The following is a 14144-nucleotide window of genomic DNA, read 5'->3' as shown; positions in this document are numbered from 1 at the left end:
ACCTAATGCCCGATTCAATGGCTTATGACAAACCCCATGGGGCCGACGCGCCTTCAGGAGCAACCGATTGGGCGCGCGGTCCATCAGGTCAGACCCGGGCAAGAGGCCGGCCGGAGAAAGGGAAGAGAACGGAAAGAGAACGGGCGGTGAAACGGGGGCGCCCCGCACCGGAGTTCCGGTGCGGGGCGCCCCCGTTCGCTGATGCGGACCCTACGAGTGCGTGCGCAGCAGCGTCCTCATCGTGCGCATCGCGACCGACAGGTTCGCCAGGTCGAAGGCGTCCGAGCTCTGGATCTCCTCCAGGGTCGTCCGCGCGCGGCCCAGGATCGGCGCGTTCTTCTCCTGCCACGCGTCGAAGCGCTGCTCCGGAGTCGACACGCCGTTCCCGACGGTCAGCACATCGGCCGTGAGGGCGGCGTGCGCCGCGTACAGGTCCTCGCGGATCGAGGCGCGGGCCATCGACTGCCAGCGGTCGGACCGCGGCAGCTCGATGATCCGGTCCATCAGCTGCGCGATGGACAGCCGGTCCGCGAGGTCGTAGTACACCTCGGCGACGGCCAGGGGGCCCTTGCCGGTGCGGTCGGCGATCGCCACGATGTCGAGCGTCGGGAAGGCCGAGGAGAACCCGGCGACCCGCTGGGCCAGCTCCTCCGGCACGCCCGCTGCGGTCAGCTCGTCCAGGATCGACTGGTACCACTCGGCGTCCGCGCCGCGCAGCATCTTCGGCATGGCCGACCAGACCTGGGCGACACCCTCACGGAAGAAGTCGATCGTCTCGGCGAGCTGGAGCGGCTGCGGCCGGTTGTTGAGCAGCCAGCGCGTGCCGCGCTCGACCAGGCGGCGCGAGTGCAGCCTGATCCGGGTCTGGACGTCCGCGGCGACGACATTGTCGAGCGCCTCGACCGCGTCCCAGACCTCGCCGAGGCCGAAGATCTCGCGCGCGGCGAGCTGCGCCCGCACGATCTCCTCCAGGGACGCCCCGGTCTCCTCGCGCAGCCGGTGCAGGAACGTCGAACCGCCCGTGTTCACCGTGTCGTTGACCAGCACCGTGGTGATGATCTCGCGGCGCAGCGCGTGCCCGTCGACCGCGTCGGAGAACCGCTCGCGCAGCGCCTGCGGGAAGTAGGCGTGCAGGAGCCTGCGCAGGTACGGGTCGTCCGGCAGCGACGTCTGGATCAGCTCGTGCGCGGCCGTGATCTTCGTGTACGCGAGGAGGACGGCCAGCTCGGGCTGGCTCAGACCGCGCCCGGAGTTCAGCAGTTCCTTGATCTGCCGGTCGGCCGGCAGGAACTCCAGGGCCCGGTCGAGGTTCCCGTCGCGGACCAGGCGGCGCATGAAGCGCTGGTGGGCGTGGAGCAGGTCGGGCGCCTGGGCGACCGCGTTGGCGAGGGCCGTGTTCTGCGCGTAGTTGTTGCGCAGCACCAGGGCGCCGACCTCGTCGGTCATCTCGGCGAGCAGCTTGTTGCGCTGCTTGACGGTCATGTCGCCGTCGGTGACGAGCGCGTTGAGCAGGATCTTGATGTTCACCTCGTGGTCGGAGGTGTCCACGCCCGCGCTGTTGTCGATGGCGTCGGTGTTGACCTTGCCGCCCTTGCGCGCGAACTCGATACGGCCCAGCTGGGTCGCGCCGAGGTTGCCGCCCTCGCCGATCACCTTGGCCCGCACGTCCTGGCCGTCCACGCGAATCGCGTCGTTGGCCTTGTCGCCGACGTCCGCGTTCGACTCGGCGGACGACTTCACGTACGTGCCGATGCCGCCGTTCCACAGCAGGTCGACCGGCGCGTGCAGGATCGCCTTCATCAGGTCGGCCGGCGTCATCTTCGCGGCGCCCGACTCGATGCCGAGTGCCTCGCGGATGTGCGCGTTGAGCTGGATCGCCTTGGCGGAGCGCGGGAAGATGCCGCCGCCCGCGGAGATCAGCTCCTTGTTGTAGTCGGCCCACGAGGAGCGCGGCAGGTCGAACAGACGGCGGCGCTCGGCGTACGAGGTGGCCGCGTCGGGCCGCGGGTCGATGAAGATGTGCCGGTGGTCGAACGCGGCGACCAGGCGGATGTGCTCGGAGAGCAGCATGCCGTTGCCGAACACGTCACCGGACATGTCGCCGACGCCGACGACCGTGAAGTCCTCGGTCTGCGTGTCGGTGCCCAGCTCCCGGAAGTGCCGCTTCACGGACTCCCAGGCGCCGCGGGCGGTGATGCCCATGCCCTTGTGGTCGTAGCCCGCCGAGCCGCCGGAGGCGAAGGCGTCACCGAGCCAGAAGTTGTACGACTCGGCGACCGCGTTGGCGATGTCGGAGAACGTCGCCGTGCCCTTGTCGGCCGCGACCACAAGGTACGTGTCGTCCTCGTCGTGCCGCACGACGTCCGCCGGGGGCACGACCTCGCCGGCCACCAGGTTGTCGGTGATGTCGAGCAGCGCCGAGATGAAGGTCTTGTACGACGCGACACCCTCGGCCAGCCAGGCGTCACGGTCGACGCTCGGGTCCGGCAGGTTCTTCGCGACGAAGCCGCCCTTGGCGCCGACCGGCACGATGACGGTGTTCTTCACCATCTGCGCCTTGACCAGGCCGAGGACCTCGGTACGGAAGTCCTCACGCCGGTCGGACCAGCGCAGACCACCGCGCGCGACCTTGCCGAAGCGCAGGTGCACACCCTCGACACGCGGCGAGTACACCCAGATCTCGAAGGCGGGGCGCGGCGCGGGCAGGTCGGGGATGGCCTGCGGGTCGAACTTCATGGAGACGTACGCGTGCGGCTTGCCGTCGTCGGACTTCTGGAAGAAGTTCGTCCGCAGCGTCGCCTTGATGACGGTCAGGAACGACCGCAGGATCCGGTCCTCGTCCAGGCTCGCGACCTGGTCGAGCGCCCCGTCGAGCTCCTCCAGGAGCCCGTCGATCAGCTCGGTCCCGGCCCGCTGGCGCTCCGGCGACATGCGCGCCTCGAAGAGACTCACCAGGAGGCGGGTGGTGTGGACGTTGTTACGGAGGGTGTCCTCCATGTAGTCCTGGCTGAACGTCGCACCGGCCTGGCGCAGGTACTTGGCGTACGCGCGCAGCACCATCGCCTGCCGCCAGTTCAGACCGGCGCTCAGGACGAGGGAGTTGAAGCCGTCGTTCTCGGCGGCACCGGTCCAGGTCGCCGTGAAGGCCTCCTGGAAGCGCTCGCGGCCGTCGTCACCGAGGTAGTCGCCGTTGCCGTTGAGCGACTTCGGCAGGCGAAGGCCGAAGTCGTAGATCCACGCGGTGGTCCGGTCCGAGCAGCGCAGCTCGTACGGGCGCTCGTCGATGACCTCGACGCCGAGCCGGTTGAGGACCGGCAGGACGGACGAGAGGGAGACCGGGGATCCGGTGCGGTAGATCTTGAAGCGGCGCTCGCCGGGGGCGGCGCCCACGGGCTCGTACAGCGAGAGCGCGAACTCCTTCTCACGGCGGTTGAGGGCCTCCAGGTGGACGAGGTCGGCGACCGCCGCGCGCGGCGAGTGGTCGGCCTTGTAGCCCTCGGGGAAGGCGCCGGAGTAGCGGCGGGCCAGCTCGGCCGCGCGCTCCTCGCCGCACTCCGCGTTCAGCGCCTCGCCGAAGCCGTCGGCCCACGAGCGGGCGGCGTCGACGAGCCGCGCCTCGATGCGCTCGGTGTCGGCCTCGGTCAGCGTGGGCAGCTCGGTGCCCGGCTCGACGCGGATGACGAAGTGCAGCCGGGACAGGATCGACTCGGTGTTCCAGGCCGTGAAGTCGACGCTGGTGCCGTTGAGCTCTTCCTTGAGGATGTCGATGATCCGCAGCCGGACACCGGTGGTGTAGCGGTCGCGCGGCAGGTAGACGAGGGCCGAGTAGTAGCGGCCGTACTCGTCCTGGCGCAGGTAGAGCCGCAGCCGGCGGCGCTCCTGGAGGTAGAGGACGCTGGTGACGATGGCGCGCAGCTCGTCGGCCGGGGTCTGGAACAGCTCGTCGCGCGGGTACGTCTCCAGGATCTGGAGCAGGTCACGGCCGTCGTGGCTGTTGGGCGAGAACCCGGCGCCCCGCAGCACTTCCTGGACCTTGCGGCGCACGACCGGGACGCGCCGGACGGACTCCGTGTACGCGGCGCTCGAGAAGAGGCCGAGGAAGCGGCGCTCGCCGATGACGTTGCCCTCGGCGTCGAACTTCTTCACGCCGACGTAGTCGAGGTACGAGGGGCGGTGCACGGTGGCGCGGCTGTTGGCCTTGGTCAGCACGAGGATCTTGTGCTCGCGGGCCTTGGCGCGCGCGTCGGCGGGCAGCCGGCTGAAGGACGGGCTCACCGGGTGGTGGTCGTCGCCGCCGTGCTGCGGGTCGGAGCGCAGGATGCCGAGGCCGGTGCCGGGCACGGCGGACAGCGTGTCGTCCTCGCGCAGCTCGTACTCGCGGTAGCCGAGGAACGTGAAGTGGTCGGCGGACAGCCAGCGCAGCAGCTCGCGGGCCTCCTCGACGTCCTGGGCGCGCAGGTCGTCGGCGGTGGGCTCGCTGGGCAGGTCGTCGGCGATGCGCAGCGCCGAGTCCCGCATCTTCTCCCAGTCCTCGACGGCCTCACGGACGTCGGACAGGACACGCAGCAGGTCGGAGGTGATCTGCTTCAGGTCGGCGCGGTCGGTCTCCCGGTCCATCTCCACGTGGATCCACGACTCGGTGAGCGTGTCGTGGCCGTCGGCGGCGCTGCCCGCGGGCAGGACCTCCTGGAGCTTGCCGGTCAGGTCGCGGCGCACGGTGACCTGCGGGTGGATCACGACGTGGATGCCGCGGCCCTGGCGGGACAGCTCGTTGGTGACCGAGTCGACCAGGAACGGCATGTCGTCGGTGACGACCTCGACGACGGAGTGGCTGCAGGTCCAGCCGTTCTCCTCGACCGTCGGCGTGTGGACCTTGACGTTCGCGGTGCCCTGCGGGCGGACCTCCGCGAGCCGGTAGTGGGAGACGGCTGCTCCGAAGACGTCGACCGGGTCACGGTCGGCCAGGTCCTCAGGGGCGGTGTGCAGGTAGTAGCGCTGGAGGAACGCGAGCACGGACTCCGGGTCCGGAGCCCCCTCACCATTCGTCCCGGCCGGGAGATGGCCCCCTGCCGGGCTGTTCTCAGCTACCCGGGCGGCCCGTGCGAGCAGCTCGGCCTTGGCTTCGTCCAGCTTGGTCTGCATTGTCCTCTGGCTCCTGTCGCGCGCCGTTGCGTGACGTTGAAGAAATTGATGCGGCACAACGCCACGACGCGGGGTCTCCGGTCGATGTCGACGGTATGCCGGGATGAGAGATGAGCGGGCGTTTATCCGCCATTTTTGGCGTATTTCCTGCCCGGAGCCGGGACGGCATCCATGTTCCGTCCCGAAGGGAATGGTCAGCGGAGCACCGGGCACGGATGTAGATCTCCGTGTGCTCCCGGCGCGGGCAGGGGGCGACGATGCCCCCGCGAGATATCGCGCTGATCACGGGTCAAGGCTATCGCCCCTCCCCCGGGAGTCGTCATGAGCCGTATGTGTACAAATACAGCGGTCGAACTTTGACACTCTGCACAGGGACAGCGACGCGGATGGATGCCACGAGGGGTTGCCTAACGGTCCTGCCGGGTCCACGTTGAGGGGAAGACACCCCGGCCCGAAGGCTCCGAGGGGAGCGCACAGCCATGGCACCCAAGATCCTCCTGGTGACCGGCGACGCCGCCGAGTCACTGGAAGTCCTGTACCCCTACCAGCGCCTGCGCGAGGAGGGCTACGACGTCCACATCGCCGCCCCGGAGCGCAAGAAGCTGCAGTTCGTCGTCCATGACTTCGAGCCGGGGTTCGACACGTACACGGAGAAGCCCGGCTACACCTGGCCCGCCGATCTCGCGTTCGCGGAGGTCGAGCCGGAACAGTACGTCGCTGTCGTGATCCCGGGCGGCCGCGCCCCCGAGTATCTGCGCAACGACCCGGAGCTGCGCAAGATTCTGAAGTCTTTTTTCGACGCCGACAAGCCCGTGGCCCAGATCTGCCACGGTCCGCTGCTCACGGCGGCGGTCGACGGGCTGCGCGGGCGCAACGTCACGGCCTATCCGGCGCTGGAACCCGACATGCAGGCGGCCGGTGCGGCTTTCCGCGACGCGGAAGTGGTGGTCGACGGGACGCTGGTGTCGTCCCGCGCCTGGCCGGACCACTCGGGGTGGATGCGGGAGTTCCTCACGGTGCTGCGCGCCAAGGCGCCGGTGACCTGAGGCCTGAGGCCTGAGGCCTGAGGGGATGGTGGGCGGCTGCCCCGCCGACGAGGGCAGCCGCCACACATGGCGCTCCTGGGGCGACACGACGGAACCCCGTTGCCACGACAGCCGAGAGAGTTGACCGGATTGCTGCCCGGCGCACCGCCGCGCCGGACCACCCGCGGAACGGCACGCCCCCAGCCTGACGTGCGGAGGAAGGCCCGGGCATCGGTATCGGCGCGGAGCCGTATACGCATTTCGGCGCTTCGGCCTTGATCGGTATACCTACCGGGCGCCGGCACCGGCCGGTGCGTGGGGCTACGGCTTTCCCGCGACCGCCGCGATCTCCGTACGGGACGCGACGCCCAACTTGGCCAGGATGTGCTCCACGTGCGCGTCCGCCGTGCGCTTGGAGATGACGAGCCGCTCGGCGATCTCCCGGTTGGACAGGCCCTGCGCCACCAGCGCGGCGACCTCGCGCTCGCGCCGCGTCAGCGCGTCCGCGCCGCCTCCGCTCCGCGCGGCCGGCACCGCGGCCGGCGTCTCCGCCCCGCTGCGGACCGCGGCGAGTATCTCCCGGCCCGAGAGAGCCGCGCGCCCACGCCGTGCCACCGCTCGTACTGCGTATCACCGAGCGCGGTCCGCACCGTCTTGCGCGCGGACTCCTGCTCGTCGAACAGCGAGGGCAGCATGCCCACCGGGTCGCCGCCGCCCAGCCTGCGCGCGTTCTCCGCGTAGCCGAGCAGCCAGGCCGCCCGCACATGGCGTCCCTCGTGGGCCGCCGACCAGGCAAGGCCCAGGCAGCACAGGGCGGCGACGAGGATCTCGTCGATCTCACCCGCGGCCTCCAGCGCCCGGGACAGCGGGCCGACGCTCTCCTCGCGCTGCCCGGCCAGCCACAGAACCAGGCCCTGCACCATCAGCGTCGACCCGTACAGCTGGCGCTCGCCCGTGCCCTCCAGATACGCGAGCCCTTCGCGGCACAGCGCGAGGGCGCCCTCCGTGTCGCCGAGCACGGCCCGCAGAAGCGCGGCCTCGTAGTGGATGACGCCGATCCCGATCCCGTCGTCGGCCGCCAGGAGCCGCAGGCGGGCCTCCTCCATCGCGACGAGGCCCGCGGGCTCGCCGCACAGCGCCGTGAGTCCGCCGAGGTAGGCGTCGCAGAAGACGCCGACCCGGTCGTTGCCGCCGCGCCTGGCCACGCCCGACGCCACCTGGAACTGTTCGAGCGCCGTGGGCAGGTCCCCCGTCCACACGGAGAACAGGCCGGTCATGAACTGTCCCCAGGCCTGCTCCTCGCCGTCCCCCGGCAGCAGCGCGAGCCCCTTCTCGATCCAGTAGCGCCCCTCCGACAGCGCGCCCGATGCCCGCCAGAAGGGCCCCAGCTGCGAGGCGAGCCACAGCCCCTGGGCGGCCCTGCCCTCGGTGGCGTACGCGTACTCCAGGGCGGCCCGCAGGTCGGGCATCTCGGCGCGCAGGGTGCGGTGCGCGCCCGGCTGCTCCGCACTGAGGAACATGTCCCAGAAGCGCTGCCCGAGGTCGCGGTAGTACGTGAAGTGGCGCTCGCGCACGGGTGCTTCGGCGTCCGCCTCGGCCAGCCACTCGGCGCCGTACTCGCGGATGGTGTCCAGGAGGCGGTAGCGGCTGCCGTTCTCCCCGATCCGCTGCACGACGGACTTGTCGACGAGCCCGATCAGCTGCTCCAGGACCGTGCCCGCCGGAAGGTCCCCGCCCACGCCGACCCGCTCGGCGGCGGTCAGCTCGAAGGACCCGGCGAAGACGGAGAGCCGCGCCCACAGCAGTCGCTCCTTCGGCGTGCACAGCTCGTGCGACCAGCCGATGGCCGTACGCAGTGTCTGGTGGCGGGTGAGCGCGGTGCGACGGCCGCCGGTGAGCACCTCGAAGCGGTGGTTGAGCCGGGCCACGAGCTGGTCCAGGGGGACGGCCCGCAGCCGCACCGCCGCAAGTTCCAGCGCGAGCGGGATCCCTTCGAGGCGTGCGGCCAGGGCCCGCACCTGCTCGCGGTTGGCGTCGGTCACCGCGAAGCCGGGGACGACGGCCGCGGCGCGCCGCACGAACAGCTCCACGGCGTCGTCCGGCGGCAGGGGCGCGATCGGGCAGCAGTGCTCGCCGGGCACGTCCAGCGGCTGACGGCTGGTGGCGAGCAGGCTGACGCCCGCGGCCTCGCGCAGCAGGATGTCGGCGAGCATGGCGCACGCGTCGACGAGGTGCTCGCAGGTGTCGAGCACGATGAGCAGCCTGCGCCCCTGGAGATGCGCGACGACCGCGTCGAGGGGCTCCATCCCGGCCTGCTCGGGCAGTTCGAGGACGGCGGCGAGCGTCGCCGGGATCAGCTCGGGGTCGCGCAGCGCCGAGAGCTCCACCACCCAGACCCCGTCCGGGAATTGCTCCCCGAGCCCGGCCGCTGCACGCAGCGCCGTGCGGCTCTTGCCGACCCCGCCGCGGCCCACGAGGGTGACGAGCCACGCCTACCCGAACGCCCCCCGTACCTGCGCGAGTTCATCCGCCCGGCCGACGAATGTGGTGACGTCGGCCGGGAGTTGTCCCCCGCGCCTCTGCCCGAAGCCGAATCCCATGGCGCCGCGCCCCCGTCCCGCTCTGCCGGATCTGTGCATTCCGGTTCGTCGACGAACCCAGCACAGCGTACGCAGCCCGCTGCGGAGCGTGAGCGCATTCGCTCACTCCGCCAGGCGTTGCGCCACCCCCACGGCCTCGGCGAGAGTGTCCACGACCGGCGCCCCCACGCCTTCGAGGCTGGCCCTGCTGTGGGATCCGCCGGTGTAGAGCACGGCGCCGGCGCCCGCGTGCAGCGCGGCCACCGCGTCGTCGGCCGCGTCCCCGATGACCACCGTGCGCCCCGGCGCCACCCCCGAACCGGCCAGCGCACCGAGATGGCGGACCATGTGCTCGGCCTTGCTGCCGCCGGAGGGGCCGGTGCGCCCTTCGACGCGAAGGAAGTGCGACTCGATCCCGAACTCCCGCACCAGCGGGACGAGTTCGTCATGCCCGTACATGCTGAGGATCGACTGACTGCGGCCCGCGGAGCGCCAGTCGGCGAGGAGGATCTCCGCGCCGTCGGCGAGCCCGCAGGCCGTGCGGTGGAGCGTGTAGTGCCGCTGGAAGGCGGTGTCCATGCGCTCCCACTCGGCCTCGGTGGGCAGCCGGCCCATCAGCCGCTGGTAGAAGCGGGGTATCGGCACGCAGTACAGCTCTCTGTACCGCTCCAGGGTGATCGGCTCGAGTCCGATCTCCTCGAAGGCGGCGTTGGTCGCGCTGATGACCGCGTCGTTGTCGTGGAACAGCGTCCCGTTCCAGTCCCAGACGATGTGTGCTCCGGCTGCGTGCTTCCCCATGCCAAGAACTTACCCGCAGGGACCGACAATCGTACGTTCGCGCAGGTCAGCCACCCAGGCCGAGCAGATTCGGGATCTCCTGCGTGGCGAACCAGAGGAGCTCGTGGTCCTCGGCGCCGTCGACGACGAACTGCGCGTCGTCGTCGCCCTGGTCCGCCGCCCCGAGCGCCGCGGCCGCCGCCGTCACGTCCTTCTCGGCGTCGGCGGAGTCCACGTGCACCGCCGCAGCCTTGGCCAGGGGGACCGCGTTCGCGACCCGCACCTCGCCGAGCGCTCCCGGGTCGAGTCCGCGGTCCGGGTCGGCCACCGCGGCGCCGTCCGGCACGTCGAGCGCGACCACGACCCGCTTACGGGGCGCGTCCGGCTCCCCGGCGATCAGCCGCAGCGACGCCACCGCCGCGCGGTTGAGGGCCGCGTACTCCAGCTCCTCGATGTCGTCGGAGACGCACCACTCGCGCAGCGCGGGCGTCACGGCGTACGCGGTGAGCGGTCCGGATCCCAGTTCGCCCGCCTTGTGCGCCTCGGCGAGACGGGGCAGGGACAGGGGGACGTACACGCGCATGGCGGGCCACTTTCGTCGACGAGAGGGCCTTCAGGATACGTGCGGGAGTCCCCCTTCGGGGTGCCGGTCACCACCCGTCCGCACGTCCACGCCGGACCTTCCGTGACCCTCCCGAGCCCCGTCCTCGCACGCCTTGTCCGCCGTCCGGTCACTCGGATAGGTGATCCTTCCGGCCGCCCGCGCCGGGCGCCTTTGGCCTTGTGAGCGGCGCCTCCGTCCACGTACAAGATCCCCAAGCGAAGTTACCGATCGGTATCCATCGGTCGGACGCCGAACGGGGACCCAGACATGCACGAGCCCACCGCCCATGAGCCGCTGCGCAAGGTGATGGACCAGCCGCGCCGCCGCCCCAGGACGACCCGGCCCCCGGGCGGCCGCCCGCCCGGCAGGCAGGACGCGAGGCGCCCCGGGGCGCGGCCCGTGCGCGTCCCGCCCCAGCTGCCGCCCCACCCCGCCGAGCTGTTCACCGAGCGCCTCCTGCTGATGCTCAGCGGCCAGCGCCCCGTCCACTGGGCGTCCCGCCACTTCGCCGGATCCCTCTACGACGCCCTGATCCGGCTCGCCGAGAACCGGCCCCTCAACGACCGGGGACGGCAGCCCGTCGTCCGCGGCATCGGCCACTACCAGCCCGAACCCGGCGTCTACGAAGTCTTCGCCCGGATCAGCGCCGGCCCCCGGCTGCACGCCCTCGCCTTCCGCCTGCACCGGGGCGACGACCATCGCTGGCTCTGCACGGCCGTCGAGATGGTCGGGCGCCCGCCCCGCGGCACCGGGGCGTGAGCACCGCCGCCGTCAGCGCGCCAGCCGCGCGTCGAGCCAGGCGTCGACCGCCTGGCCGCCGCGTGCTCCGCACTGTCACCGTCACCGCACCCGCGGTCTCGGCCGGGTCCGGCGTCGTCATGCCCGTCATCCCCGGATACCCGTTAGCCCTGGTGTTCCGACTGCCGGTTTCCGACTGCCGGTGTTCCGGCCGCCGGTGTTCCGGCCGCCCCTGCTGTGCCGTCCCGACACCGACGAAAGGGGCCGGGCATCCCGTGCCCGGCCCCTTCACTTACGCTCGGTCAGAGCGCGCCGCGCACTACTTCTTGCGGCGACGCCCGCCCTTCTGCTGCTTGCGGCGCTCCGCGCGCGTGAGGCCGTCGGCCTCGGAGCGCGTCGGGCCGTCCTCGGTGACGTAGTCCATCTCGTCCACGCCGCCCTCGGCGTTCGGCGCCTGGAAGTGCAGGCGGTCCGGACGCTGCGGCGCGTCGAGGCCCTTGGCGCGGATCTCGGGACGGCCGACACCGGCCGGCACCGCGTCCTGCTTGTCCAGGGACGGCGCCGCGTCCTGCACCGGGACCTCCTCGACCTGCTGCTCGACCTGGACCTCCAGGTTGAACAGATAGCCGACGGACTCCTCCTTGATGCCCTCCATCATGGCGGTGAACATGTCGAAGCCCTCGCGCTGGTACTCGACCAGCGGGTCCTTCTGCGCCATGGCGCGCAGGCCGATGCCCTCCTGGAGGTAGTCCATCTCGTAAAGGTGCTCACGCCACTTGCGGTCCAGGACGGAGAGGACCACGCGGCGCTCCAGCTCACGCATGATCTCGGAGCCGAGCTGCTCCTCACGCGCCGCGTACTGCGCGTGGATGTCCTCCTTGACGGACTCCCCGATGAACTCGGCCGTCAGACCCGCACGGTCACCCGCGGCCTCCTCCAGCTCGTCCACGGTGACCTTCACCGGGTAGAGCTGCTTGAAGGCGCCCCACAGCCGGTCCAGGTCCCACTCCTCGGCGAAGCCCTCGGCGGTCTCGGCGCCGATGTACTCGTCGATCGTGTCGTCCATGAAGTGCTGGATCTGCTCGTGCAGGTCCTCGCCCTCCAGGACGCGGCGCCGCTCGCCGTAGATGACCTCACGCTGCCGGTTGAGGACCTCGTCGTACTTGAGGACGTTCTTCCGGGTCTCGAAGTTCTGCTGCTCGACCTGCGACTGGGCCGACGCAATGGCGCGCGTGACCATCTTGTTCTCGATCGGCACGTCGTCCGGAACGTTCGCCATCGACATGACGCGCTCGACCATCTGGGCCTTGAACAGGCGCATCAGGTCGTCACCCAGCGACAGGTAGAAGCGGGACTCGCCCGGGTCTCCCTGACGGCCGGAACGGCCACGCAGCTGGTTGTCGATACGGCGCGACTCGTGCCGCTCCGTGCCGAGGACGTAGAGCCCACCGAGGTCCTTGACCTCCTCGAACTCGGCCTTCACGGCCTTTTCGGCCCTCTCCAGGGCGGCGGGCAGCGCGGCGGCCCACTCCTCGATGTGCTCCTCGGGGTCGAGGCCGCGCTGGCGCAGCTCCGCCTCGGCGAGGTCGTCCGGGTTGCCGCCGAGCTTGATGTCGGTGCCTCGACCGGCCATGTTCGTGGCGACGGTAACGGCGCCCTTGCGGCCGGCCTGGGCGACGATCGTCGCCTCACGGTCGTGCTGCTTCGCGTTCAGCACCTCGTGCTGCACACCGCGCTTGGACAGCTGCTGCGAGAGGTACTCGGACTTCTCGACGGACGTCGTACCGACGAGGATCGGCTGACCCTGCTCGTGCTTCTCGGCGATGTCGTCGACGACCGCGTCGAACTTGGCGACCTCGGTGCGGTAGATCAGGTCGGCCTGGTCCTTGCGGACCATCGGCTTGTTCGTCGGGATCGGGACGACGCCCAGCTTGTAGATCTGGTGGAACTCGGCGGCCTCGGTCATGGCCGTACCGGTCATGCCGGAGAGCTTGTCGTAGAGACGGAAGAAGTTCTGCAGGGTGATCGTGGCGAGCGTCTGGTTCTCGTCCTTGATGTCCACCCCTTCCTTCGCCTCGATGGCCTGGTGCATGCCCTCGTTGTAGCGGCGGCCGGCGAGGATACGGCCGGTGTGCTCGTCGACGATCATGACTTCGCCGTCGATGACGACGTAGTCCTTGTCCTTCTTGAACAGTTCCTTCGCCTTGATGGCGTTGTTCAGGTAACCGACGAGCGGCGTGTTCACCGACTCGTAGAGGTTGTCGATGCCCAGCCAGTCCTCGACCTTGGCGACGCCGGGCTCGTGGATGGCGACGGTGCGCTTCTTCTCGTCGACCTCGTAGTCGCCGGTCTCCTCGATGCCCTTCAGCGGATTGCCGGCCTCGCCCTTCTTCAGGCGGGTGACCAGCTTCGCAAAGTCGCCGTACCACTTCGTGGCCTGGTCGGCGGGGCCGGAGATGATCAGCGGCGTACGGGCCTCGTCGACGAGGATCGAGTCGACCTCATCGACCACCGCGAAGTTGTGGCCGCGCTGGACGAGCTCGTCCTGGGACCACGCCATGTTGTCGCGGAGGTAGTCGAAGCCGAACTCGTTGTTCGTGCCGTACGTGATGTCGCAGTTGTACTGCTCGCGGCGCTGCGCCGGCGTCATGTTCGCCAGGATGCAGCCCACGCTCAGGCCGAGGAACTTGTGGACACGGCCCATCATTTCGGAGTCGCGCTCGGCCAGGTAGTCGTTCACCGTGATCAGGTGGACGCCCTTGCCGGACAGCGCGTTCAAGTACGTGGGGAGCGTGCCGACGAGGGTCTTGCCCTCACCGGTCTTCATCTCGGCCACGTATCCGAGGTGCAGCGCGGCGCCACCCATCAGCTGCACGTCATAGGGGCGCTGGCCCAGGACACGCCTGGAGGCCTCACGGACGGTCGCGAACGCCTCGGGGAGCAGGTCGTCGAGGCTCTCGCCGTCGGCGAACCTCTCCTTGTACTCGTCGGTGAGGGCCCGCAGCTCGGCGTCGGAGAGGCTGACGAAGTCCTCTTCGATGGAGTTGACCTGGTCCGCGATGCGGTGCAGCTTGCGCAGGATCTTGCCTTCGCCTGCACGCATGATCTTCGAGAGGACGGACACGGGGGTTGGTCTCCTTGCCGGTCGGGCCTGGCACGGTCGGGTGTGACGGTATAGAGCAACGGCCATCGTATGCGAGGACCCCGGCGCGCCGGGAGGTCTGCCGTAACCACAGCCACACGGACAACGCACGAGGACCGCTCAAGGTGCCGCACGAA

6 protein-coding genes and 1 pseudogene are annotated in these 14144 nt (G+C 70.3%); 2 read left to right on the top strand and 5 right to left on the bottom strand.

Going from position 1 to position 14144, the window contains the following annotated elements:
* Nucleotides 1-210: 210 nt before the first annotated feature.
* Entirely contained in the window at nucleotides 211-5142 is a 4932-nt protein-coding gene (locus OHA58_RS21615; protein ID WP_405480726.1) for an NAD-glutamate dehydrogenase, read from the bottom strand.
* A gap of 479 nt (nucleotides 5143-5621) precedes the next feature.
* Between OHA58_RS21615 and OHA58_RS21610 the strand changes: the two genes are divergently transcribed.
* Nucleotides 5622-6188, top strand: a complete 567-nt coding sequence (locus tag OHA58_RS21610) for a DJ-1/PfpI family protein (RefSeq protein ID WP_116512662.1) — start codon at nucleotides 5622-5624, stop codon at nucleotides 6186-6188.
* A gap of 300 nt (nucleotides 6189-6488) precedes the next feature.
* Here OHA58_RS21610 and OHA58_RS21605 read toward each other — a convergent pair.
* The 3 genes and pseudogenes from OHA58_RS21605 to OHA58_RS21595 all read right to left on the bottom strand — a co-directional run bounded on the left by OHA58_RS21605 (nucleotide 6489) and on the right by OHA58_RS21595 (nucleotide 10106).
* Nucleotides 6489-8767, bottom strand: a pseudogene (locus OHA58_RS21605) (ATP-binding protein).
* A gap of 102 nt (nucleotides 8768-8869) precedes the next feature.
* Nucleotides 8870-9544: an HAD family hydrolase gene (locus OHA58_RS21600; RefSeq protein ID WP_405480724.1), complete on the bottom strand. Its 675-nt coding sequence runs from the start codon at nucleotides 9542-9544 to the stop codon at nucleotides 8870-8872.
* Nucleotides 9545-9590: 46 nt separating this feature from the next.
* Nucleotides 9591-10106 carry a DUF6912 family protein gene (locus tag OHA58_RS21595; protein WP_405480723.1) on the bottom strand — a complete coding sequence of 172 codons (516 nt, stop codon included), beginning with the start codon at nucleotides 10104-10106 and terminating at the stop codon, nucleotides 9591-9593.
* A 288-nt stretch (nucleotides 10107-10394) separates the two neighbouring features.
* Between OHA58_RS21595 and OHA58_RS21590 the strand changes: the two genes are divergently transcribed.
* On the top strand, nucleotides 10395-10886 hold the full coding sequence (locus OHA58_RS21590; RefSeq protein WP_405480722.1) for an Rv3235 family protein: 492 nt from the start codon (nucleotides 10395-10397) through the stop codon (nucleotides 10884-10886).
* 298 nt (nucleotides 10887-11184) lie between these two features.
* Here OHA58_RS21590 and secA read toward each other — a convergent pair whose 3' ends face one another.
* The gene (gene secA, locus OHA58_RS21585) at nucleotides 11185-13989 is read right to left on the bottom strand and encodes a preprotein translocase subunit SecA (RefSeq protein ID WP_405480720.1); all 2805 of its coding nucleotides are present in this window, start codon (nucleotides 13987-13989) and stop codon (nucleotides 11185-11187) included.
* Nucleotides 13990-14144 lie beyond the last annotated feature (155 nt).

Origin of the sequence: Streptomyces sp. NBC_00009, assembly GCF_045040855.1 — a bacterium.
In the GTDB taxonomy this organism is placed as follows: domain Bacteria; phylum Actinomycetota; class Actinomycetes; order Streptomycetales; family Streptomycetaceae; genus Streptomyces; species Streptomyces aureus.
This window is presented reverse-complemented; position numbering and strand designations above follow the sequence as displayed.